The organism is Sphingobacterium sp. HMA12 (assembly GCF_002933815.1).
Lineage (GTDB): Bacteria > Bacteroidota > Bacteroidia > Sphingobacteriales > Sphingobacteriaceae > Sphingobacterium.
Genome location: NZ_BEYR01000001.1, coordinates 1,579,251 through 1,602,760, shown reverse-complemented (window position 1 = coordinate 1,602,760; position 23,510 = coordinate 1,579,251). Strand labels below are relative to the sequence as shown.

The 23,510-nt window shown below is 41.0% G+C and carries 24 protein-coding genes; 9 read left to right on the top strand and 15 right to left on the bottom strand.

Features of this window, described 5'->3' with window-relative positions; translation table 11 throughout:
* Positions 1-3: 3 nt before the first annotated feature.
* The 4 genes from HMAT_RS06955 to HMAT_RS06940 form a co-directional block, all read right to left on the bottom strand.
* Positions 4-969 (bottom strand): DNA topoisomerase IB, encoded by a 966-nt coding sequence (locus HMAT_RS06955; protein ID WP_104382031.1) that lies wholly within the window; start codon positions 967-969, stop codon positions 4-6.
* Between the two features lie 109 nt (positions 970-1,078).
* Entirely contained in the window at positions 1,079-1,546 is a 468-nt protein-coding gene (locus HMAT_RS06950; protein WP_104382030.1) for a PA2169 family four-helix-bundle protein, read from the bottom strand.
* Between the two features lie 211 nt (positions 1,547-1,757).
* Positions 1,758-1,949: a hypothetical protein gene (locus HMAT_RS06945; protein ID WP_104382029.1), complete on the bottom strand. Its 192-nt coding sequence runs from the start codon at positions 1,947-1,949 to the stop codon at positions 1,758-1,760.
* Between the two features lie 76 nt (positions 1,950-2,025).
* Positions 2,026-2,526, bottom strand: a complete 501-nt coding sequence (locus tag HMAT_RS06940; protein ID WP_104382028.1) for an RNA polymerase sigma factor — start codon at positions 2,524-2,526, stop codon at positions 2,026-2,028.
* Between the two features lie 404 nt (positions 2,527-2,930).
* On the opposite strand from HMAT_RS06940, the gene HMAT_RS06935 reads away from it, so the two are divergent.
* Complete coding sequence (locus tag HMAT_RS06935) at positions 2,931-3,173, top strand: hypothetical protein (protein ID WP_104382027.1); 243 nt, start codon at positions 2,931-2,933, stop codon at positions 3,171-3,173.
* 67 nt (positions 3,174-3,240) lie between these two features.
* Here the strand turns inward: HMAT_RS06935 and HMAT_RS06930 are convergent, their stop codons facing one another.
* A complete protein-coding gene (locus tag HMAT_RS06930; protein ID WP_104382026.1) occupies positions 3,241-3,486 on the bottom strand; it encodes a Rho termination factor in 246 nt (81 codons plus the stop codon).
* Between the two features lie 21 nt (positions 3,487-3,507).
* Positions 3,508-3,855 carry a hypothetical protein gene (locus HMAT_RS06925; protein WP_104382025.1) on the bottom strand — a complete coding sequence of 116 codons (348 nt, stop codon included), beginning with the start codon at positions 3,853-3,855 and terminating at the stop codon, positions 3,508-3,510.
* A 182-nt stretch (positions 3,856-4,037) separates the two neighbouring features.
* Between HMAT_RS06925 and HMAT_RS06920 the strand changes: the two genes are divergently transcribed.
* The 3 genes from HMAT_RS06920 to HMAT_RS06910 all read left to right on the top strand — a co-directional run bounded on the left by HMAT_RS06920 (position 4,038) and on the right by HMAT_RS06910 (position 5,311).
* Entirely contained in the window at positions 4,038-4,616 is a 579-nt protein-coding gene (locus HMAT_RS06920; RefSeq protein ID WP_104382024.1) for a hypothetical protein, read from the top strand.
* Between the two features lie 201 nt (positions 4,617-4,817).
* Positions 4,818-5,087, top strand: coding sequence for a hypothetical protein (locus HMAT_RS06915; protein ID WP_104382023.1), 270 nt, complete (start codon positions 4,818-4,820; stop codon positions 5,085-5,087).
* Positions 5,088-5,125: 38 nt separating this feature from the next.
* Positions 5,126-5,311 (top strand): CsbD family protein, encoded by a 186-nt coding sequence (locus HMAT_RS06910; RefSeq protein ID WP_104382022.1) that lies wholly within the window; start codon positions 5,126-5,128, stop codon positions 5,309-5,311.
* A gap of 74 nt (positions 5,312-5,385) precedes the next feature.
* Here HMAT_RS06910 and HMAT_RS06905 read toward each other — a convergent pair whose 3' ends face one another.
* The 6 genes from HMAT_RS06905 to HMAT_RS06880 form a co-directional block, all read right to left on the bottom strand.
* Positions 5,386-7,200 (bottom strand): glycoside hydrolase family 15 protein, encoded by a 1,815-nt coding sequence (locus tag HMAT_RS06905; protein WP_104382021.1) that lies wholly within the window; start codon positions 7,198-7,200, stop codon positions 5,386-5,388.
* The gene (locus tag HMAT_RS06900; RefSeq protein ID WP_104382020.1) at positions 7,200-9,383 is read right to left on the bottom strand and encodes a bifunctional alpha,alpha-trehalose-phosphate synthase (UDP-forming)/trehalose-phosphatase; all 2,184 of its coding nucleotides are present in this window, start codon (positions 9,381-9,383) and stop codon (positions 7,200-7,202) included. The genes HMAT_RS06905 and HMAT_RS06900 overlap by 1 nt, the downstream gene beginning before the upstream one ends.
* 260 nt (positions 9,384-9,643) lie before the next feature.
* Complete coding sequence (locus HMAT_RS06895; protein ID WP_104382019.1) at positions 9,644-10,288, bottom strand: hypothetical protein; 645 nt, start codon at positions 10,286-10,288, stop codon at positions 9,644-9,646.
* Positions 10,289-10,795, bottom strand: a complete 507-nt coding sequence (locus tag HMAT_RS06890) for an S-ribosylhomocysteine lyase (protein WP_104382018.1) — start codon at positions 10,793-10,795, stop codon at positions 10,289-10,291.
* Between the two features lie 107 nt (positions 10,796-10,902).
* Entirely contained in the window at positions 10,903-11,193 is a 291-nt protein-coding gene (locus HMAT_RS06885; RefSeq protein WP_104382017.1) for an antibiotic biosynthesis monooxygenase, read from the bottom strand.
* 62 nt (positions 11,194-11,255) lie between these two features.
* The gene (locus HMAT_RS06880) at positions 11,256-12,170 is read right to left on the bottom strand and encodes a LysR family transcriptional regulator (protein ID WP_104382016.1); all 915 of its coding nucleotides are present in this window, start codon (positions 12,168-12,170) and stop codon (positions 11,256-11,258) included.
* A 76-nt stretch (positions 12,171-12,246) separates the two neighbouring features.
* On the opposite strand from HMAT_RS06880, the gene hutH reads away from it, so the two are divergent.
* Genes hutH through hutG form a run of 4 tightly spaced genes read left to right on the top strand, consistent with a single transcriptional unit; the run spans position 12,247 to position 18,079 of the window.
* On the top strand, positions 12,247-13,809 hold the full coding sequence (hutH, locus tag HMAT_RS06875) for a histidine ammonia-lyase (protein ID WP_104382015.1): 1,563 nt from the start codon (positions 12,247-12,249) through the stop codon (positions 13,807-13,809).
* 12 nt (positions 13,810-13,821) lie between these two features.
* Positions 13,822-15,075, top strand: a complete 1,254-nt coding sequence (hutI, locus tag HMAT_RS06870; protein WP_104382014.1) for an imidazolonepropionase — start codon at positions 13,822-13,824, stop codon at positions 15,073-15,075.
* Entirely contained in the window at positions 15,072-17,090 is a 2,019-nt protein-coding gene (locus tag HMAT_RS06865; RefSeq protein WP_104382013.1) for a urocanate hydratase, read from the top strand. The genes hutI and HMAT_RS06865 overlap by 4 nt, the downstream gene beginning before the upstream one ends.
* The gene (gene hutG, locus HMAT_RS06860) at positions 17,090-18,079 is read left to right on the top strand and encodes a formimidoylglutamase (protein WP_104382012.1); all 990 of its coding nucleotides are present in this window, start codon (positions 17,090-17,092) and stop codon (positions 18,077-18,079) included. The genes HMAT_RS06865 and hutG overlap by 1 nt, the downstream gene beginning before the upstream one ends.
* A 112-nt stretch (positions 18,080-18,191) precedes the next feature.
* Here hutG and HMAT_RS06855 read toward each other — a convergent pair whose 3' ends face one another.
* The gene (locus tag HMAT_RS06855) at positions 18,192-18,473 is read right to left on the bottom strand and encodes a GNAT family N-acetyltransferase (RefSeq protein WP_104382011.1); all 282 of its coding nucleotides are present in this window, start codon (positions 18,471-18,473) and stop codon (positions 18,192-18,194) included.
* A gap of 229 nt (positions 18,474-18,702) precedes the next feature.
* Here HMAT_RS06855 and HMAT_RS06850 point away from each other — a divergent pair, with 229 nt between their 5' ends.
* Positions 18,703-20,151, top strand: coding sequence for an exonuclease domain-containing protein (locus HMAT_RS06850; RefSeq protein WP_104382010.1), 1,449 nt, complete (start codon positions 18,703-18,705; stop codon positions 20,149-20,151).
* Positions 20,152-20,767: 616 nt separating this feature from the next.
* Here the strand turns inward: HMAT_RS06850 and HMAT_RS06845 are convergent.
* Entirely contained in the window at positions 20,768-21,889 is a 1,122-nt protein-coding gene (locus HMAT_RS06845) for an acyltransferase family protein (RefSeq protein WP_104382009.1), read from the bottom strand.
* A 68-nt stretch (positions 21,890-21,957) separates the two neighbouring features.
* Positions 21,958-23,508 (bottom strand): RagB/SusD family nutrient uptake outer membrane protein, encoded by a 1,551-nt coding sequence (locus HMAT_RS06840; protein WP_104382008.1) that lies wholly within the window; start codon positions 23,506-23,508, stop codon positions 21,958-21,960.
* Between the last annotated feature and the right edge of the window lie 2 nt (positions 23,509-23,510).

The following is a 23,510-nucleotide window of genomic DNA, read 5'->3' as shown; positions in this document are numbered from 1 at the left end:
GGTTTAGCTATATTTTAACAGAAAGCGAAATAGTTTATATTCCAGCATACTACCAGTCAATTTTTCTTTGATGACAGGGAATTTATCCTCCAAATATACCTGTTGTATAACCGGATGGATATAATAATTTTGTGACACTGTTTTGGTATTGCCCAATTGCTTGGCGACTGTCTTTATCACCTCATTTAGTTGTTTTTTTCGCGCGTTTAAATTGTCGCTCTGTTTTGACTGGGAGAGTAGGTCGAACGCCGCTCTGCTGGCACCCCAAATACGGATATCTTTACAGCTGATTTGGCCCGGACAATGATGACGCAGGTAAGCGTTGAATGTACGTCCACAAAAACTGCCCTCACAGATTTTTTTATCAAGCTGAAATAGGTTTTTTCCTTTCAGTTGGAGCAGTTCGCCAAGTAGTTTTGCCAGTTGTTTGTTTCGCCAGGTCTTTTCCTGGAAAACCCCTTTTTTTCCTTTATAAGCAAATGTGATGGTATGATCCTTTATGTTGATATGCCGTTTTTCAAGAGTACTGAGACCATACGACTTGTTTTCCAGTGTATAACGCTTATTGCCAATTCGCATAAGCGTACTGTCCATTATTTTAAAAGCAATTGCGCATAATTTTTCCATATCCCAGTCCTTATTTCTCAAATGTCGAGAGCTTATTTTTCTAAGATCCTGCAGATACTGCCCCATGTAAAGGACATGTTTAAATTTCTCCGTTTGTTTTTGATGGACAAATTTTGGATGGTAGATATATTGTTTGCGGTTCTTCTGGTCGAAACCATAAGCCTGGAGATCATTTCTTGCGCTCTTTGCAATCCAGACATCTTTCCAGTTCGGTGGAATGACCAAATGATGTATCCGGTCCAATATCTTTGGATCGGTGATTTCTTTGCCTGAGTTATCAAAATATTTAAAGGTTTTTCCAATTTTCCGCCTCCTGTAGCCTTGTTTATTTTTGATCTTCATATAGCCGTTTTATTTAGTAACAACTGTTGAGATTATGCTGTTGAATAATAAAGAGATCCTCATTATCGATAAATAAGGATCTTCTATGGTGAAGTTGGATGGTACTTAATTATAATGCACTATCCCGTAATGTTTTGATGTATTCGTGTGCTTCCAATTGTATGGCCAGCTGTTTTTCGATCAGTAGGAGTAGGTCATGTGTGATTTCCCAATCTTGATTGTCAACAACATCTTTATAGGTCTTTGTAAAGGCATCTTCGCCCTGTTCACAACTTGAGAGCAGCGTCTTTTTGTCGTTGCCGGAGACGGCAGATTTAATTTCCATCCATATTCTGAAAAGCTTACCGCTGATCATTGTACCATCAGTAGCTGCCCTGGCCTGCTGCTCCAGATAAGGCTTTAGCTCTTCAATAAATAGTTCGGATTGATTCATATAATCAACGAAAATATCGTTTAAGGTATCAATATGAAGGCGACCTGCAATCTCGATTGCTTTCTTATACCCGGCAACGCGATCGTTGTTAATCTGTATAAGATCATTGATCAATGTGCTATCATTTATTGTTATCGTTTCCATTTATTTTAGCGTTTAAAATAGCTGATTGAATTTCACTGTTAGAACGAATGCTGGAGCTGTTCCGTTGGAAAAAATAGTAGTATGCGTATTTCTACCCTTTTGTAACTTTTTGATTGTCTTTAAAAAAATGAAACACGCTATTCTGGCGCTTGAAGGTAAATCGTCTGGCAAAAATAGAAGAGATATACGCCTCTTTTAACAGGCGTACATCTTATTTTGTTTTAGCTGGGTAGGAAGGTTTCTTTTCCTCTTCCACATTAGGCTTAGTTTGTTTTTTGTTTATTGAGCTGGCCGCGTCCGGTTGAACCATCGTTTTGTTATTTCCTTTACCAATAGGACCGCCACAAATGATCAGCAAAACCGGCAAATACCGCTGATCGAATGCTGTGATTTTAGATTTCATATAGCTATTTTTTTAATGTATTGTCAAATTAATGTGAGGAACTCTGCTATGTTAACATTCAAAAGAACATTTGGTTTTATTGTATTCGATATACTTTTAGCTGTTTTTGCAGCTTCTTGCGGGTCATATGTATTCTCGTCTTTATCGTCCCTTCCGGCATCCCAAAATAGGAGGCAATTTCATGATATTTGTAACCCTCCAGAAATAATTGAAAGATCTGATAGTTGTCTTCTGAGAGACTGCACATGGCCTTCTCAATATCATCCGACACAAATTTATTTTCACCTTTATTCGCTTCTGTCGTATTGTACGCCTCCAAACCAATATAGGTCTCGTGGATATCCGTGGTTCTTTTGGCTTTGCGGTATTGGTTAATATAAACATTCTTCATAATAACATACAGCCATGACATTAATTTGGGATGCTTAATAAAGTCATCGATCGACTTTAATGCACGAATAAGCGTTTCTTGAATCAAATCCTCCTTTTCATCAGGATCGGTGGTGAACTTTCCTGCGAAATGTTTTAATAGACTTCTTTTTTCTTCGACGAGTAAGTTTAAATTGGAATTGTTCATGATATCTATCGTTTATTTAAATTGATTGATTTTCTGAACATATTGGTGCAATTAGAGTGCTAATTTTTGCCAAAATTCGGATGTAAACCTTTGTTTAAACAGTTAAATGCGGAAAATACGTGTAGCGGAAGTTTTATACATTGTAGCTTATTAGCTACATAAAAAGACGGTTTATTCAAAAAAAAAAGTATATGAATAAATTGTTTCAGGCTCTTTTTATGGCTCTTCAATCGGGTATTTATTCCCCTAAGAAATGTTTTAATTACGGGTGTAGGTTACTGGTATTCCATACCCCGCAATGTCCAACTTTTGAGGCAGCACGGACAGTTTTTCAATTTTATTGAACTAAAGTTTCCTGAACAGGGTTCCTTTATTAAGAATGAGCACACAAAAATAAATTACATATGAAAGAGATAAAGAAATTAATAGCTATCATTGGAATCGCGCTACTCTGTAGCACAACATTGTTTTCCTGTAAAAACTCTTCGAAAAATGCGGAGGGAAACGGACAATCAGATAATATAGCCCCAAGTGATGCCGACGAAACAAGGTATAACTTAAGTGAGCAGCAGAAGATGAGTATGCAGAAAGATACAACCTTACTGGACACTGCTCAAAAAGATAGTTCAACGGGTGTCAAACGTTAAGATTGCTAACAGCAAACTGATAGAAAAGAATAATCAAAAAACTCCCGTCACATAGGGAGTTTTTTGATTAGGTGCGAATTACTTGGATCAGGCGCTCCTTAGTCATCTTATGACGGCCTTTTATTCCGATTTTCTTTGCTTCCGCAAGTAATTCTGTTTTACTTCTTTCCTCCAAATCTGTGCTATTTCCGCCTTTTTTTCCTGAGTCCGGTGTATTGGCGATGCGGGCAGATTTTTCTTTGCTATAACCCTCACGGCGCAAGGCCTCATATTTCGCGTCATCTTTGATCTGTTTACCATGATTTTTAGTCATAACGTCTTGTTTAGTTGTTGATTATAAGCCTTTCTCCTCAACGTCTTCCTCCTGATCTGAATCGGGAGGATAGATATCCTCTTCTTTATGATCCGGTTTCTCCGGATGTTTTTCGTGGTCCGGATCTATATGGTCCAGGTCATCTCTGTCGCGTTGTTCTTCCTCTGTCGGATCGGGGCCTTCGGCGTTTTCCGGATAGTATTTGTCAGGGGTTACTTCTTCCAAGTCAGGAACTCTAGGAGGCCTGCGGACTGGTGTACCTTCATCTGTACCCGGATTAGTGCCAATAGGATCTATTTCGTTCAAAAGCAAGAAAGCATCTTCGAACTTTAATGGCATACCACTACGAAATTGAATTGTTGTTCTCATATTTCTATTCTTTTTTTGAAAAGAACAATTCCCGGATTCGAATCGTTGTGATTATGTGAAATAGCTTCGCTATTGTCTGGACAAGATTGTTTCTACATCAAAAATGAAATTAATAATAAATACAAAACTTTTCAATCGTGTAGCTTGTTATTAAATTAAAGTAATTTATTAAAAAAGATACTATGAGAAAATTTGCACTACTTTTATTGGTTACAGGCGGCATTTGTCTACAGGCAAATGCACAGAAGATTGAAACCACACCACAGATGTCGTCGGATGTCGGTATTGAACCTATTCGCCAAGGTAATTGGATGGTAGGTGGATCAATCGGTAGTCTGGGCTATAGTTTCGAAGGAAAATCATTTAACGCTGCACTTCAGCCACGTGCTGGTTATTTTGTGTCTGACGGGCTTGCGATAGGTGCTCAGGCAAACCTTGGATTACACACTAAAAAGGACGAAGATAACGAATGGACCTACGGTATAGCGCCGTTTGTTCGTTATTATTTCCCGAACGCAGGATCGTCTACCGGCCGTTTTTTCGGACAAGGTGATATTGGTATCTCCGGGAGTTCCATTGGCAAAAGTGCATCCTTGGCCGTGGGAGCAAATGTTGGTTATGCCCATTTTATCACGCGGACAGTGGCTTTGGAAGCAACTTTTGGTTATAACTATAGCAAAGCAAGTATCAATACCGGCAGTGGAGCCAGTGGCCTTGGTGTAGGCGTGGGCTTCCAGATCTATTTGCCGGGAAAAAGATAACATCAGTATAACTGGCAACCTTAACAGTACGTTTCCACCCCAGCTGGGGTGGAAACTTTTTTTTGTGGGTCATACGAATATATAAGACGTATAAATACTTGTCCCTGGCATAAAACACTTGTTTTGATAGTAAACGTTGAAATTGTGAAACATTTAATCGCTGACTACTGTTCTATAATCAGATCAGAAAGGTTGACAACAATGGCTAGAACAAAAGATATCGGATTGATCCTTAAGGATCGAATGGGGAAATGGTCTTCGTATACTATTCCTCTGCTAAAAGAGTGTCATCTGAAAGATAAGATTGTCAGGAGCAATGAACTTGAAGGTATATTCGTTATCGGGAGTATTGCCACAGGTTTGTATATATTTTCCCTCTATAAGAATCGTTTTATTGATTTAATGGGAAAGAGTATTGGGATGGATGAAATTTGTGAACATTTCAATGAATATAAAGAAAACTTAATATAAAATATATCAATTCATTTTTAAACTAAAAAGTAAGTATTATGAGTAATTTAACATGGAAAGGTCGTTGGAACGAATTAAAAGGTAAAGTAAAGCAACAATATGCTGATTTGACGGATGACGATTTGTTATATGCGGAGGGCAAGGAAGATGAGTTGTTAGGTAAGTTGCAACAGAAAACAGGAAAGACAAAAGAAGAAGTGGAAGATTGGTTAGATAAAATGTAAGTGTTCGATTTGAGTTTTAAACTTACATATGAGAAAAAATGCGGTCAATTAATTATTGACCGCATTTTTGTGTTTTATAAGGAGAAGATTGGTTTGTCTAACTTAATGGCGAGTCGATACACTGCATTCATTAAGCCCACATGACTATAGGCCTGTGGGAAATTTCCCCATTGGCTGCCGTTATCTTCGGTGGCATCCTCGCTAAATAGTCCCAGATGATTACTATAAGTAAGCAATTTTTCCAATATTTCTTTTGCTTCTTCAACTCTTCCTACGCAAGCCAGCGCTTCTACATACCAGAATGCGCAAACCAAAAATGTAGACTTGGGTTTACCAAAATCATCTTGATGTTTGTAACGGTAAAAGAGTCCATTTTCGCCTTTAAGTTCTTTCTCCAGCGCTTCAAGATGTTGCCGTGCGCGTTCAGATTTAGGGTTTAAGTAATCCATTACAATTAACTGCAGGGTGCTGGCATCTAAATTTTGGCTATCCAAGGCATTTTGGTAGACCTTTCTTTCTTCGTCGTAACAAGCTTCGATATATGCGGACGCTTTTTCGAGGAGTACTGCGGCGCGTTGTTCCATATCCTGATAGCCGTTTTGACGGGCGATAAGTAGCGCCGCCTTACAGCCTACCCATTGGAAGAGGTTGGAATAGCAGTGATGGTTGGCAAAATTTCTGAACTCCCATATTCCGGCATCTTTCTCATCTATGGTCGCCTCAATTTTTTCTAGAATAAAATTTACCCAACCCAAGACATTTTTGTTCTCGTGGATTTTAAAGCGTTGATCTGTAAAGAGGGGGAGCAGGGCAATCATAGCCTGACCATAAACATCATTTTGGATATGCTCAAATGCTTGATTTCCAATGCGGACAGGGCCGCTGTCACGGTATCCCTTTAAATAGGGAAGAATATGCTCGGTAAGTTCCGAATTTCCGAGTATGCCATATAACGGTTGCAGCCTTCCTGGATTATGATGTGTAATACCAGCGATATAATTAGCAAAACTTTCCATCTCCTCAAATTGACCAATATGTGTCAATGCGGTCAAGACATAGTAGCTGTCGCGTACCCAGCAGTAACGGTAATCCCAATTTCTCCCGGAGCCTGGAAATTCAGGTAAACTTGTGGTTGAGGCGGCAATAATTGCACCTGTATCTTCATATTGATGCAATTTGAGCACCAGGGCCGAACGGATCACTTCCTTTTGGTAAATATTTGGAATACTGCAGTGCTTTATCCAGCGCTGCCAATAGCCCAATGTTTTTTGAAGGAAATCCTCACAAGTACTTGCAATAGCAGATTCGAAAGCTGCATCATAAGTCAAAACAAGATATTTATTTTCGCTGATAATTGTCAAGTTGTCATCCTGAAAAAAATGGGAGATGGGAACATCAGTCGTTAAACGGATGCGCTCACCAATTTCAGCGCTACTATATAAAATATGGTTGCTTCCCCGTGTAGCCTTTAACATATTACGACCATAGTTTCCCGTTGGCTGGCATTGGATATTAACACTTGGGGCACCTCTTAGCGGTTCTATTTTACGGATTAACATCAGGGGTTTAAAATAGCGGCCAAATTGTTCAAATCGTGGCGCAAAATCGGTGATGCGGTACGCGAAAGATTCAGTATGGATTTCTGTGCAAAGAATATTGGAGTTTTTGATATAATATTGTTTTGTCTCTAAAATTTCTTCCTCCGGGGTTATGGCAAAACGTCCGCCCTGGTTTTTATCTATTAGACCGCCAAATACAAAACTATCTTCGAAGGAAGGCCAACATAACCAAGAAATGTTACTGTCAATGCCTACATGGGCAATATAGGAGCAATTGCCGATGATACCGGTTTCATAAATGTGTCTGTCTGCTGTTGTGTTTTCCTTCATTATTTTATAATAAGTTGATTTAAAAATTGAAGTACATCTTCCTGTTGATCCAAATAATATTTTGCTGCTGATTTATTACTGCCCACTTTGATACTTATGGTTGACTGGGGTAAGTATTTGAAAAGATCTTCGTCCGTAATGTCATCTCCAATCGCCAAGAGGAAATCCGCTTTAATATGCCCGGCAATTTCTAAAGCCGCTTTTCCCTTGTTGACCTCGGTATTTTTCACTTCAATAACAGCGTTGCCATCAAGAAGCTGCAGTCCATAGTCATTTAACATCGGATTTAAAATTTCTTTCAATTCTGCAGCTTTAAGTTCACCAAGTCCAAGTTCCACTTTACGGTAATGCCAGGCTAAGGAGTAGGGTTTGGCTTCTATATAGGCACCGGGAGTCTGATCGGCCAGTTTTTCCATGAGTTTTTTGACTTCAGGCATCCAATGGAGCGCCAGGCCTTTTTTGTAAGCCCAGTTGAAGTTAGGAAAATTGGACCAGATACCATGTTCCGCAACCAGATAATAGGAACGCCCATCAAACCAGGTGGATAGACTTTCTTGTGCACGGCCACTAATGATGACCAGTGTATTGAGCGGGTCTGCAATAATACTGTCCAGGAGATTGTACAGCAGGACCGTTGGACTGGCCTTCTGGGCATGATTTTGAAATTTGACTAGCGTACCGTCGTAATCTAAAAAAAACAGTCTGTTGCGGCTTTTTCGGTAACGTTCGGCAATACTGCTAAACACCTTGTCGGAAATTCGTCGTGCCCATTCATCACGTTGTATCGCTTTTGTTTCCGCCAGGCGGCTGATAAACAAACGAACCCAATGCTGCACGTTAAATTTCTGTATAATCTGACGGTTGGCTTCTGAGCGCTCGCGAACCTCCTCAGGGGACATTTTAAGAGCCTGATAGATGCTTTCCGCAGTTTCTGTCCGATTATAAGGATTGACGATGAGCGCATCGACCAACTCCTTTGAAGCGCCTGCAAATTCGCTGAGGATCAATACACCGTCACTGTTGGTGTTGCTGGCAATATATTCCTTACTCACGAGATTCATGCCATCCCGCGTGGAGGTAACCATACAGATGTCTGATGCCAAATACAGCCCTATAAGTTCTTCAAATGGGAGAGATTTATAAAAATAGAGTACCGGAGTCCAGCTTAGATTACCATAGATGGAATTTATCTCACTTACTTTTCGATTGATTTCATCTTTTAGTTTTTTATACTGTGATACTTTATCCCTTGATGGAACAATAAGCATATACAACACAACTTTAGAATGCCATTCCGGATACCTTTCCAAGAAAGTGAGAAAAGCCCGTAATCGTTCTAATATTCCCTTACTATAATCCAGCCGATCGACCGAAATAATTATTTTCTGATCGGGAAAATGACTGCGAAATTGCGTCGCAATGGCATTTACCTCCGGAAGTGAGCTGGCATGGACAAATTTATCATAGTCGATCCCCATCGGAAAAGACTCGATGAATATATGTCTGTCTTTGTGTTTGAGCTGATTGTGACTACAGGGAACGTTTAATATTTTCTTGCAGGAGTTAAGAAAGTTTTGACTATCTGCGAATGTATGGAAACCAACAAGATCAGCTCCCAAGAGGCCCTCAATCAGTTCCCTCCGTTGTGGAATATTCATAAAAAGCTCTTCCGAGGGGAAGGGGATATGATGGAAATAGCCAATATTAAGTTCTTTGTTTTCCTGACGTAAAAGTTGTGGGAGCAGCATGAGTTGGTAATCCTGTACCCAAATACAATCCGGAGATTGTTGTATAGATAGAGCAGTCTCGCAAAATTTTTTATTGACCGCTACATAAGTAGACCAGTATTCCCGATCAAAGTGTATATAACTCGGTTGGTAGTGGCAGATCGGCCAGAGGACCTCATTGGAGTAACCCTCATAAAAATTTCGAATTTCTTCTTTTGAAAGGAAAACTGGCAGCAGGTTCATCGGTTTGAGCAATTCGGTGATTTTTTCCTTTTCAGCATCATCTTTGGGAACTATCCCCGGCCAGCCTACCCAGAGGATTTCGCTGGAATCAAATGCTGAATTCAAGCCGGTGGCCAAACCTCCAGTACTTGGTTTGATGATAAGTTTGTCTTTTTTTCGTTCTATTTGTATCGGCAGCCTATTTGAAATTATTATTTTCTTTTTATTCTTCATAAAAGTATTAGATCGATTTATTTGCAGTGTAGAAGAGTTATAATAAATATAACGATGGGTACGTAATCTATGTATGTAAACAAGTCGCGGCTGGAAATAGTTTAGAATAAATCAAATAATCGCGATTTTAATTTTTTAGGTTGACGCCGAGTTTGTGTAGCGAAGATAGTTTACCTATTTTGATCTTTCGATAGGGCGCGGAGGAAAAAAAAGAAAGACCTAAAGTGAACACTTTAGGTCTTTTTTCGACATATTCAGTATTATGATATACTGGCTATGCTTATTTTTTCTTTGTGGAGTCGATCATTCACAAATTCATCCAATATTTGTCCCAATCGACCGGAAATTTCACCAAGAATGCTTTCCCAATCTTTTACAGTGCCATCGCAGTTGTCAGAAACAATTTTGACACTATGAAAAGACAGATTTTTGAGAAAACAAAAACTTGCAAGTGCATAAGCTTCCATATCAAAAGCCAAAGGATTCAGGTGCTTAATATCTTGATAAAATGCTGAATTTACATTGATGAAACGATCTGATGTCAATAGGGCGTTTTCATAATCAAATTCTTTCAGGGAAACAGATTCGATTGAACCTTGGCCTTTTAGGAAAAACGTGTTCTCCATAAAGAATCCGTCGGTATAAGCGTCGCCTTGGGCATAGTAATTTGGGTACAGTACGTGACCGATTGGGTATCGTGTACATCCAACCGTGCCTACATTGACTAGAACCGGGCTGATGCCCAGTGCCTTGATCTCCTCATATAGCGTTGCCACAGATAAGAGTGCGTTCACTTTCCCAACACCTATTTCATAGATGATGGTCGATTTATTGTCGGTAGTAAAAGATAATTCATTTTTATTTGCTACCAGAATGATTGTTTCAATCTCTTTGTTAAGGATCATTTAGTTTTCTTCAATATAAGGGTATTCGAAAGCGAGTTCTCCAGCATTAATCAAATGTAAGAAATTGACACAGGCCTGTTTTGAGGAATCGAAATCCATAAACGTGTAGTTTCCGCAACTGATTGGATTTTGAAAAGGTACCTCATAACCCTCGGTCAAAATCGTTTCGAGTACTTCTTTCATTAATTCGGCAACAGCTTGCGGGCTTCTGTCTGTGCCAGCTAAGACGACATAAAATCCCGTACAACAGCCCATTGGCCCAACGTAGATCACTTCGTCGCCTAAGATTGTTCTAATTTCTGTAGCAAAACAGTGCTCCAAGGTGTGCATCACCTCTGGAGATAACATGCGCTCCGGAGAATTCGGTCTGATCATGCGGATATCGTATGTCGTATAGCTTTCAATGGTGCTGTTATTGGTATTGGAAGCTTTGGCATATATCCCTTGTTTCAATTTGGTGTGGTCTACCGTGAAACTATTTACTTTTGCTTTTTCTTTTGTATACATCTTATTCTGTGTATTACTGTAAAGCTTTGGGCTTCACAGGGGTTAAAAGTTGAATTTAGAATTTCTACAAAGGTAGTAGATATTATTGAAAAAGGTGGATAAAAAAGCTATTTTAACACTTCATAATGTTCTACGGTTGGGAAAGGATCATAATAGTGATGTAATAGTTTTTCCCATTCCTTAAATAAGTCAGATTCTCTGAAGCCAACAGTGTGGTCTTCTAATGTCTCCCATTCAACCAATAAAATGTATTGATTATCCTTTTCGATGCATTTGCGTAGCGAATGTGTGATATACCCTTTGCTTGCGCTGATATACTGGCAGGCAGTTTTGTAATCACGTTCGAAATTAGACTGTTGTCCCTCGATAATTTGCAGTACGGCTACTTCTAAAATCATAATTTGTTTTTTTAAATATATAGTCAAGTAAATATATCAAATATTTCCGCGATAAAAAAAGGCTAAGTTTCAGCAATAATGCCTTTCCGGCTTTCGGAAGCAAGAATATCCAAAACGAAAGGTATTCCAGGGTTACGGTTTTCGGCATTCCAGACCAAGGAAAGCGTCGTTCGTTGGGGCAAGCTGTCCAGTTCAAGGAAGCAGACATCAACCCGATAGCCATTCTTTAATGAAGCGGGGACAATGGCGACACCCAACCCCTGGGCTACCATATTAAATATTGTTAACGCGTTTACGGTACGCAAGGTGACTTTCGGTGTAAACTGATGGTCCCGGAAAATACTCATGACCAGATCGTAATAGGAATGACTGTAATTTTTAGAAAATAAGATAAACGATTCATTCTTTAATTCGTACAGATTTGGTTTTTTCTGCTTTAATAATGGATGGTTTTTAGGCAGCACCAGGCTAAAATGTTCCGTATAAATAGGAAGACTACGTAGTCCTATGGGCGTATCGGAAAGACGGACAAAGCCAAAATCAAGTTCCTTCTTTTGAATCAGGTCCAATTGGGTTTCATTGGCAAGTTCATGTAGCGATAGCTCAATATCCGGTTGTTTTTGTTTGAGGTTAATCAATAATTGAGGTAATATTGTCTGTACTGCCGAGCCGATGAACCCTAGTTTTAGTGTACTGATCTTGCCATTGGCCAAGCTCTGGAGCTGGGTTTCAATCTGATCTAGATGCCTAAACAGATCTTTAACCTCATCAAAAAGATAATTGCCTGCCTCGGTGAGAGATACCTGTCGTTTATTCCGCTCCAATAGCTTCACGCGGTAGTTCTCTTCCAGCTGCTTGATCTGCCGGCTCAGCCCGGGCTGGGCGATAAATAACCTTTCAGCAGCTTTTCTGAAATGCAGCTCCTCGGCTAACACTTTGAAGTAAAGAAGGTGTCTGAGTTCTATCTGATAATTCATGGTTATCAATTGATGATAAAAATGGTATTTCTAATTATTAAATATAGCGGCTAAATTTGATAAAAGCTTTATAACGATGGAAAAATTTTTATACGGCAGTGGACATTTGACTTGCTCCATTGCCTTAGCAATAGCAAAAGGAAATATTAAAGGGGAAATTTCGGCACAAGTAAAAGCAAATATCGATAAGAGTGCGGCCTATGTGCGCAAGATTGTCGAACGTGGACAGGTTGTGTATGGTATCAATACCGGCTTTGGTCCACTCTGCACGACTTTAATTGATGCGGATCAAACGCAGTTATTGCAAGAAAATATTCTGAAAAGTCATGCTGTGGGAATGGGGGAGCCGATCGCTAATGATCTGGCTAAAGTAATGCTTATATTGAAGGTGCACGCATTGGCGAAGGGCTTTTCAGGGGTTCAGTACAGTACCATAGAACGCATTATCTGGCATATCGAACAGGATGTCATTCCTGTTGTTCCCAAGCAGGGTTCAGTTGGTGCCTCGGGTGATCTGGCACCGTTGTCCCATCTTTTTTTGCCTTTGATTGGTCTGGGGAAAGTCAATGTCAATGGGGAGATTTATGCAACGGAGACAATTTTGGCGAAGCATGACCTTAAGCCGGTTCATTTGAGCGCTAAAGAAGGGCTAGCATTGATTAATGGAACACAATTTATGGCCGCTCATGGTGTAAAAGCTGTCAGTGAGTTCAATCGGGTGCTTCAGAACGCGGATATTATCGCAGCATTGATGATTGAAGGGCTGAATGGCTCTATTAAACCATTCTTTTCCGAACTACATGAACTGCGGCCACATGCAGGTAACCGTTATGTTGCTTCAAATATCCATGCTTTACTTTATGGGTCGGCTATTTTAGAAAGTCATAAAGATTGTTCGCGCGTTCAGGATCCGTATTCTTTACGTTGTATTCCACAAGTGCATGGCGCTTCGCGTAATGCTTGGCTTCATTTAAAGGAGACGATCGAATTAGAAATCAATTCGGTAACGGACAATCCAGTTATTATAAACGATGAATTAACGATAAGTGGCGGTAGTTTTCATGGGCAGTCCATTGCCTTACCTTTGGATTACGCCACGCTCGCAGTTTCTGAAATTGGCAATATATCGGATCGCCGGGTTTATTTATCCTTAGAGGGGCAAACCAATGGGGTTCCAAAATTGTTGATGAAATCGACAGGACTCAATTCTGGTTTTATGATTCTTCAGTACAGTACAGCTGCTATTGCAAGTGAAAATAAAGGCTTGTGTTTTCCTGCTAGCGCAGACAGTATTCCGACATCGCTGGGACAGGAAGATCATGTGAGTATGGGCTCTATCTCCGGTAGAAAGCTGCTTCAAGTCATAGATAACGTGGATAAAATTCTGAGCATCGAACTATTGTGCGCGGCGCAGGCGAAGGATTATCATCACCCGCTGCGGTCTACTCCGGCATTGGAAGCGGTTCATGAACGCATACGAAAGTTTATTCCACATATTGAATCTGATCAGCCAATGGAAGCTTTGTTGAGCAGTGCATTGGCATTGGTCAAATCGGGCGAGCTAATTAGCTTACGTCGTCAAAGCAATCCACAGCAAGCTGTAACGATGGAACTGATAGAACGTTTTGATACATTTTAAAGCTACGTGACAATGGAAAAAGATTTAAAACTGATAGGTCCGTTCAGGCAAATATTGACAATGGACGGTATTCCATTAAAAGGCGCTGTAAAGGATGCGAAACTGCAGGTGATTGAGCAGGCGGGAATTTTAATCGAAGGTGAGCTTGTCCAAGAGATAGGTGATTTTGATTTTCTGTACCAAAAATGGCATGATAAGGCAATTCTTGTTCGTCTTGAAGGTGATCAGGTTGCATTACCCGGTTTTGTTGATTGTCATACCCATATCTGTTATGCGGGACAGCGGGCAAATGATTTCGCACTTCGAAATGCAGGTTCTTCGTATCTTGAAATTGCAAAAGCTGGTGGCGGAATTTGGAGCACTGTTGCCCATACAAGGGGTTGCACGGAGGAGGATCTGGTACAGCTTACTATCGACCGGGGCGCATTTTTATTGGCTCAGGGAGTTACAACTATTGAAGTTAAAAGTGGTTATGGGCTTCAGGTTGAAGAAGAGCTTAAGGTACTACGTGCGATAAAAAGAGCAAATGAACTCGCTGTGGCGGATCTGGTACCCACTTGTCTGGCTGCCCATATGCTGCCCCGAGACTACAATGGATCTGCAAAAGATTATCTTGATCTGATGGAAACAAACCTTTTTCCTAAATTGAAAGCACAGCAATTGTCCAATCGCGTGGATGCTTTTATTGAAAAAACAGCATTTGATGCGGAAACGATCAGGCCATATTTGCAACGGGCCAAAGAAATGGGCTTTGATCTGACGGTCCATGCGGATCAGTTCAGTACTTCAGGAAGTCAGATCGCCGTGGAATTAGGGGCGCGATCCGCCGATCACCTGGAGGCGTCCACAGCGATTGAAATTGAGCTTTTGGCGCAGTCTGATACAGTTGCCGTGGCTTTACCTGCGGCATCAATTGGTATCGGTTGTGCCTTCGCCCCAGCACGAAAACTGCTGGATGCAGGCGCATGCCTGGCCATCGCCAGCGACTGGAATCCAGGCTCTGCACCAATGGGCCAATTGCTGACCAGCGCCTGCATATTGGCTACGATGGAAAAACTAAGCAATGCGGAAGTTTTATCAGCGTTGACTTTTCGTGCTGCACAAGCCCTGAATCTACATGATCGTGGCAAGCTGCTGAAGGGAATGCGTGCGGATTTTATTTTATTTCAGACCGATAATTATCAAAATATTACGTATTACCAGGGAAGTATGGGGCCTTCTGCCGTGTGGAAAAATGGTAAGGAAGTATTTTCAATTGAACGATGATGGACAATACATTTAGTCGTGTAGTTGCGGAGGGCATTCCTTCGCAGCTGCCACCTGCAACAGAACGTGACTCGACAGTAAGTCATGCGCCACGACGTAAGGATATTCTTTCGAAAAAAGAAGAAAAACTGGCCTTGAGAAATGCGCTCCGTTATTTTCCGAAATCATGGCATGCTGAACTGGCATCGGAGTTTTTGGCAGAATTAAAGGAGTATGGCCGGATCTACATGTATCGTTTTAGACCTGAATATGCGATGTATGCGCGGCCAATAGACGTGTATCCTGCAAAAAGTAAACAGGCGGCTGCCATTATGCTGATGATTCAGAACAATTTGGATCCAGCTGTTGCCCAACATCCCCATGAGCTGATTACCTATGGCGGCAATGGTGCTGTTTTTCAGAACTGGGCACAATATAGGCTTACGATGCAATATTTGTCCCAAATGACGGATGAACAGACTTTACACATGTACAGTGGGCATCCTATGGGCTTATTCCCATCATCCGAACATGCTCCCCGTGTGGTGGTGAGTAATGGGATGATGATCCCGAATTACTCCAAGCCGGATGACTGGGAGCGCTATAATGCGCTTGGCGTTACGCAATATGGACAGATGACGGCTGGTTCTTACATGTATATTGGGCCGCAGGGGATTGTTCACGGGACCACAATTACTGTCATGAATGCTTTCCGTCGGCAGTTGCCTGCAGGAGAGTCCATTCAAGGAAAGGTATTTTTAACCTCGGGGCTGGGCGGGATGAGTGGTGCCCAACCTAAGGCAGGTAATATTGCGGGCTGTATAACTGTATGCGCGGAGGTTAACCCTGCGGCTGCAATAAAACGGCATCAGCAGGGATGGGTAGATGTGCTGGTTGAAAATATTACCCAATTGGTGGAGCAAGTTCGGACAGCAATGATTCAAAAACAGACAATATCCTTTGCTTACATTGGCAATGTCGTAGAAGTCTGGGAGGCGTTTGACCGGGAGCATATTTTTGTGACTGTCGGATCGGATCAGACATCGCTCCACAACCCTTGGTCAGGCGGGTATTATCCGATGGGATTATCTTTTGCCGAATCCAATACCCTGATGACTACTGATCCTGATAAATTCAAACAATTTGTACAGGCAACATTGGTTCGCCATGTAGATGCGATCAATAAGCATGTCGCTAAAGGAACATATTTCTTTGACTATGGCAATGCATTCCTGCTGGAAAGTAGCCGTGCCGGAGCTGCCATATTGGACACTGAAGGGGATGGGTTCCGCTATCCTTCTTATGTTCAGGATATTTTGGGGCCGATGTGCTTTGATTATGGATTTGGACCATTTCGTTGGGTCTGTACCTCTGGCGGGGCCAATGATCTGGAAAAGACAGATCAGCTCGCAATGGACGTATTGACATCCCTTCAGGCCATTGCTCCGAAGGAGATTCAGCAGCAAATGTTGGATAATATCCAATGGATCAAGGAGGCAGGTAAAAATAAATTGGTTGTCGGATCGCAGGCACGTATTCTGTATGCCGATTCCAACGGACGTATCGCGATTGCCAAAGCATTTAACGAAGCCGTCAGAAAAGGCGACCTGGCAGGCCCAGTCGTTTTGGGGCGTGACCACCACGACGTCAGCGGGACGGATTCCCCTTATCGGGAGACAAGCAATATCTATGATGGTAGCCAGTTTACAGCTGATATGGCTATCCATAATGTAATAGGTGATAGTTTTCGAGGTGCAACTTGGGTGTCTATCCATAATGGCGGCGGTGTCGGATGGGGCGAAGTCATTAATGGTGGCTTTGGCATGCTGCTTGATGGTTCCACTGCTGCTGAGGTTAAACTGGAGAAAATGTTGTATTTTGATGTAAATAATGGTATTGCAAGGCGTGCATGGGCGCGGAACAGGGAGGCAAATCAAGCCTTGGACAATGCAATGGCGAGCAATAGCGCGCTGTTGGTTACCCGTGCGCAGCTGGTGGACGATGCTATTATCGATGAATTGTTTAATGAAGATTGATGAATCCTTTACTTAATCACAAAGAATTATATACCCGTGGAGACCGGGCCGTATGGAAAGGACGGGTTGACGGCCAGGAAAGAGATTGGATGCGTTGGCACCAGTTGATGGAGTGTATAGACTTGTCCGCTGACTTCAGTTTGAGTCATTCGTTGGTTTTTTTGGGATTTTGTAGTGATGAGGGGGTTGGTAGGAACCAGGGGCGGGTAGGTGCGAAGGATGGGCCAAGCGCAATAAGGAATGTACTTACTAACTTACCGGCTCATTTTTCAGCTGAACTTAAACTTAAAGATGCTGGTGATATTGTGCTAAAAGATAATGATTTGGAATCTTCGCAATCTGCTCTTGGAAAGGCGATATCCTCCATTCTTAAAGGCGGGGGATTTCCCATTGTTTTGGGCGGGGGACATGAGGTAACCTATGGCCATTATCTTGGGATCAAACACTTTTTGAACGATCCGAAATGCCAGATCGGCATTATTAACATCGATGCGCATCTGGATATGCGTGAAATTTCTGCAGAGCAGGGGAATTCAGGTACAGGATTTTTTCAGATTGAAAAAGACCTTAGCAACATAGGTCAATCATTTCACTATTTGGCCATAGGTGTACAGGAAATCAGCAATACGAAAGGTCTTATGGCTTACGCAAAATCTAAACATACCCAGATTATTGAACGGAAGGATTTGGTCGCGGACAGACTCACTGCGCTTCGGAGACAGATACAGGATTTTGCCAGTCAGGTGGACTATGTATATCTGACTATTGACCTGGATGCATTTGCAGCGCCTTATGCACCGGGAGTAAGTGCACTAGCATTCAATGGTATAGTTCCTGATGAATTATTTTTCGATTTGTATAGTGCTATCATCGAACTTCCCAATTTGAGGTCGATGGACATTGCTGAGTTAAACCCTTATTTTGATATTGATTCCCGTACAGCCAAATTAGCAGCAGATCTTGTTTTTAAGTTTTTAGATAGGTTTTAATCTATTGTATCCCCAGATAGCTGCCAGTGAAATGGAGCTTGTCTTAAATAATAAAAGCAGGTTAGCTCTTTTAATCCTAGATTTAACCTGCTTTTTATGTGCTCTCTTTGGATTAAAAAAGTACATCCGCCAATTCCGGTTCTTTGTCAAAGACAGATTTTGCATAAGGACATAAGGGAAGGATTTTGAGATGTTCTTTTCGGGCAAAAGCAACTGCAGCCATTAACATTTGCTTGCCTAATCCCTTACCTGTGTAGTTTTCGCTGACCTCGGTATGGTCAATGATAAACTTTGTTGGACCAGCCCAGGTGTATGTCATTTGCGCGACTGATTTTTCCTGATCTACTACCTCAAAACTGCCATGTTTTTCGTCGTTTTTATGTATTACTTCCATTGATTATAATTTAATGTGTTATCTAAAAGTAGCCACAAAATAAGCAAAATCAAATCAACAGCCTTCCTGTACTGTTGATTCTGTTGAATATTGCGTAAAATTGACCAAACGATCATAAATGGTGGTTGAACCAACAATTTTTGGAACCCCAATTACTCCTTTTGTTAATAAACTTTAGAAAAAATACACTTATACTAAAAATGTTAGTATATTTGTTTTAGGAATGACTATGAATCGAAGCAAAAGACAAGAGTTTGCCATTGTGGATATCGAGACCACTGGCGGTAATGCAAAATCCAGTCGGATTACTGAAATTGCGATCGTTATACACGACGGTAATCGAGTGTTGCATCGTTGGGAAACTTTGGTAAATCCAGGGGTGGAAATTCCGAATTCTATTTTTGCGTTGACCGGCATCGACAATGACATGGTTAAAGATGCACCGATGTTTGAGGATGTGGCCTCAGATCTTCACGCTTTATTGAAAGATCGGGTGTTCGTTGCGCACAATGTCAATTTTGATTATTCTTTTATTCGCTTTCAGCTTCAGGAAGTAGGAATAGAGTGGTCTTCAATTAAATTATGTACGGTGCGTTATGCCCGTAAGATCAAGCCTGGACTGTTATCTTATAGTTTGGGCCGTTTGTGTGATTATCTGGATATACCGATTGAAAATCGGCATCGTGCAGGCGGTGACGCGGATGCCACGGCGATCCTTTTTGCGTACCTTCGCGCATTGGATACAACGCAGGTCTTTCAGGAAATGATCAAACATAAGGCTATTGATCAGCGTTTTCCACCTCATTTAAATCTTAGTGAGTTTGAGCAGCTCCCAGACACCCCCGGTGTGTATTATTTTCACGATAGAAATGGAAAAGTAATCTATGTGGGAAAAGCAGTCAACATCAAGAAGCGGGTATCATCACATTTTACAGGTAACAATATTCAGGCACAACGGCAAAATTTTTTAAAAGAGATCTATCACATCAGTTATGAATGTTGTGGAACGGAACTGATGTCCCTATTGCTGGAATGCGCTGAAATTAAACGGCTATGGCCTAAATACAATCGGGCACTCAAACGTTACGAGCCGAAATTTGCCTTATTTTGTTATGAGGACCAAAATGGTTATCTCCATTTGGCCATTGGTAAAATGAATCGCATTCAGGATTGTATTCAGTTATTTCAGCGGGAATATGACGCTATTCAATTGCTGCAATCCTTTATGAAAGAAGGCGAAATTAATGTCCAGTTTTGTCATTTTGGCACTGCCAGTTTGGCAATTAAATCCACAAGCCGGGGTGATTTGCCCGATCGTGAGCTACATAATACGCGGGTTGAACGCTGTATAGATGAATGGTTAAAGCGGAGGCCTTCTTATGTATTTATAGATCAGGGACGAAATGTGGAAGAAAAGAGCTGTATCGTTATTGAAAATGGCCGATTTTATGGCATGGGCTATATTGACCAATATAGCCAGTATGCCAGTCTTGATGATATCAGAGCAGCAGTTAAGGTTTATCCTAGCAATCATTATATGCTGGAGCTGGTACGACAGATGGCCGAGCGATATCCAAATAAGGTACATTTCATGAATAATAATCCTATGATGGGGCTTGTCGCTGCGGAACCTGTCAGCAACTATGACAAAATTACTTCTGACAGGCTCTTCCATTAGTCGGATCAGACGTTATAATTTGCAAAACTGAATTGTGGCAGCGGGTTTCGTCATATTAATCTCAGTTATTAGTTAAAAAAATGTGAAATAAGAGCCAGCGTTTTCTTTTGGTCTAATAGTTGAAATATTCCTTGTGTAGAATAATAAAAAAGACTTTTCATAATTTAGGTTAATAATTGGTTAGTTAAGACCTGGGGCTCCCAACCTCAGGTCTTCTTTTTTGCATTTAAAAAGCTAATTTTCTGTAGTGTTCTTACAGAAATACAGTACCCGTGACGCTAGTCCAGATCCAATGATAAGTCGAAAGACACTTTTTTAACATGTTTTCGGATGATATTAATTGCTTGTTTTTCAGTTTTTTGTGATTTGTCCCCCCTTTTGTCCCCCCTTGTTTTTTTCTCTATAGAGTTAATTTGTTCTATTTTAGCCTGAGCATACTGTAATGGCGGAATTAGTAAACAAAGATGGGGCGTTTTCTAAAAGTAGCTGCGGTATATCTTATCCATATCTTTATATATAAAAGGGCCTCGGCCCTTTTTTCACCTTATTATTGCGATGAGTTATTTTTCAAAGACAATCAAAAGAATCCCATTTTCTATTAAATAGCGTGTTATAGCTAAATTTTTACATAGATGTTATTCTTCCTTAGCAAGAACGCGATCAACCAATTAAGAAAGACAAATAATAGCGCGAATAGTGCCGATCCCAGTGCCTGATTTGTCCAATTTCCGAATGCTGCCTGATAAGTAAAATCCCAAAGATTTTGTCTTGTATCTGGTATCAAAATAAAATTGCATATCGTTGGGATAATCCCACTTAAGCAATAGATGAAAAGCGTGTTCTTCCCAAAGCCGTCAAATAAGCTGTAGAGTGGTCCCTTTATCTTTAGAAACTCAATAAGATAAATCAATAAGGTTAAGAAAGATAAAGCTATTCCTGTTGTAAATATGCAATAGCTGCTGGTCCAGATTTTCTTATTGATCGGAAATACAAAGGACCATAGGTATCCGGCGACAATTAGAGCTACTCCCCAGACGAGCAAGTAGATCAGTTCTTTTTTTCCGGCTAATTTTTGGATGATATATTTTCCGGTAATATAACCAAAAATAGTTTGGCTGATTGCGGCGGAAGCACTCCAAAGATCTTCCGGATCAAATGCTGTTCCTTCACCATGATAGAGATGGGATGCACCAAAAAACTTAATATCCAGTGATGTTCCGAACCATCCTTCCAGACTATAGGGATCATTAGGGTTGCCTATATAGCAAAATAACCAGTAGAGCAATAACAGAAGGATGCTTACCATGACAGCTCCCTTATCTCTGAGGTAATAGATGAGCAGCGCGCTACAAAAATAACACAAAGCGATACGTTGTAATACACCAAAATAACGGTGTTTTTCCACTGGAAGCCACTCCAATTGATGCTGACTGTTCCATTCAACAAATGGGAAGATATTTAAAATAAAACCAATCAGGAACAACAATAGGAACCTTTTGGTGACTTTCTTGAGAAATACCGGCGATGGAGTTTCATCTATTTTTTTCAGGGAGAACGCCATGGAATTTCCTACGGCAAATAGAAAAAATGGGAAAATAAGATCTGTAAAAGTACAGCCATGCCAGGAAGAATGTTCCAGTTGCGTATATACATGGTGATAATTCCCCGGATTATTGACTAGTATCATAGCTGCTACTGTAAACCCACGGAATATGTCTAGCGATTTAAAGCGATTCATAGATTGAGTTTAAAAAAGGCCGCTTTAAGTAGTTTTCAACTTAACTAAAGCGGCCTTGGGGTTGGTCATTAATAGCCAGGGTTTTGAACCAGACTAGGATTTGCCTGCATTTCCAATAATGGTATTGGTAATAACAGGCTATTTTGGTTAAAATTATATTTTATTGAAGTAGGGGGGCTTACTGTTCCGTCGTTACAGGTATACTTAAGCTCGTTCAGGTTGTTCATGACGTCCACGGTAACACCATAACGATTTAAATCATCCCAGCGTTGTCCCTCAAAAGCGAGTTCCAAACGGCGTTCATTGAGTATAATTGACTTCAGCTGATTTGCATTGCTTGTTGTGATATTGGGTAATCCTGCACGATGGCGGATTAAGTTAATGGTGTTAATCGCATCATTGCTGTTGCCCAGTGCATTTAGGGCTTCTGCCTTTAGCAAAACGATGTCTCCGAGGCGGAGTAGATAGAAGTGGTCTCCACTCTGAAAACTATTCGCATGCTTTTGTTTGACATTGAATGGAATCTTGGTACTGGCATCACCACATGGATTCCAGAATTCGTCGGCCCAGGGGACGGAAAAGAACCAAATATTGGCATTTTTTCGTTTTGTATCACCAGCCTTATCATAAGCATCTACGAGATCCTTGGAGGGCGTTCCATATCGGCGCCATTCGTTTTCATTGATCAGGCCATTATCGTCCAGATCAGGAAAGAAGAAGGCTCCGCCCCAACAGCTTAAGTTGGGACTCCCCGCTACATAAGGGATTTCTATGATTGACTCATTGTTATAGTTGTGCGCTCCGTCAAAGAGGTCAGCATAATTTTGAAGCAATTGGTAACCGCCTTTACCGTTGATGACAGCATTTGCGTATTGAAGTACTTTGTTGTAGTCGCGGTCGGGCCGCTGTGCCCATATCTTAGTTAAAAGGGCATTTGCAGCACCTTTTGTCGCACGTACTTTGTTTATGGATGGCTGTCCAAATCCATCAGGCAGATTATTTACTGCAACCTGGAGGTCCGAGTCTATAAAGTCGTAGACCTCTTCTGTGGTCGATCTTTTGATACGGAGGACTTCCGGGTCTGTGCTGTTTGAGTGCTTCTCAATAGGAACTCCACCATATATTTTGACCAATTGGTAATAATGGAATGCTCTCAAAAAAGAAGCCTCGCCCAGGATTTGCTTACGTCGCTCTTCAGAGAAAGTAGGGTCAGTGACTTTTCCTACATTGTCAATGACAATATTACATTTTGAAATGGCCCCATATAATTCTTCCCAGTCTCTTCGTACCATGTCATTCGTATTAGTGATGGTATTGAAATCAATTTGCGCAAAATCAATCTCACCACCACCTGCGGCATGTGCATTATCAGAGCGGATATCCGTCTGTAAAATCATTTCCCATTGGTAGTAATTTGCGTTACTACCCGGTCGGGTACCATTTCCAATGAAAGAATTGTATGCACCATTTAATGCTTTTTCAATATTGTCACCCGTGAGATAAGCATTTTCACTGGTTACGGTGGATGTCGGTTGTACGTCCAGAAATTTCTTACAGGAAGTAAAGAATAAGGATGCCATTAAGGCTATTGTGAGGGATGTATATAAATTTGATCTCATGT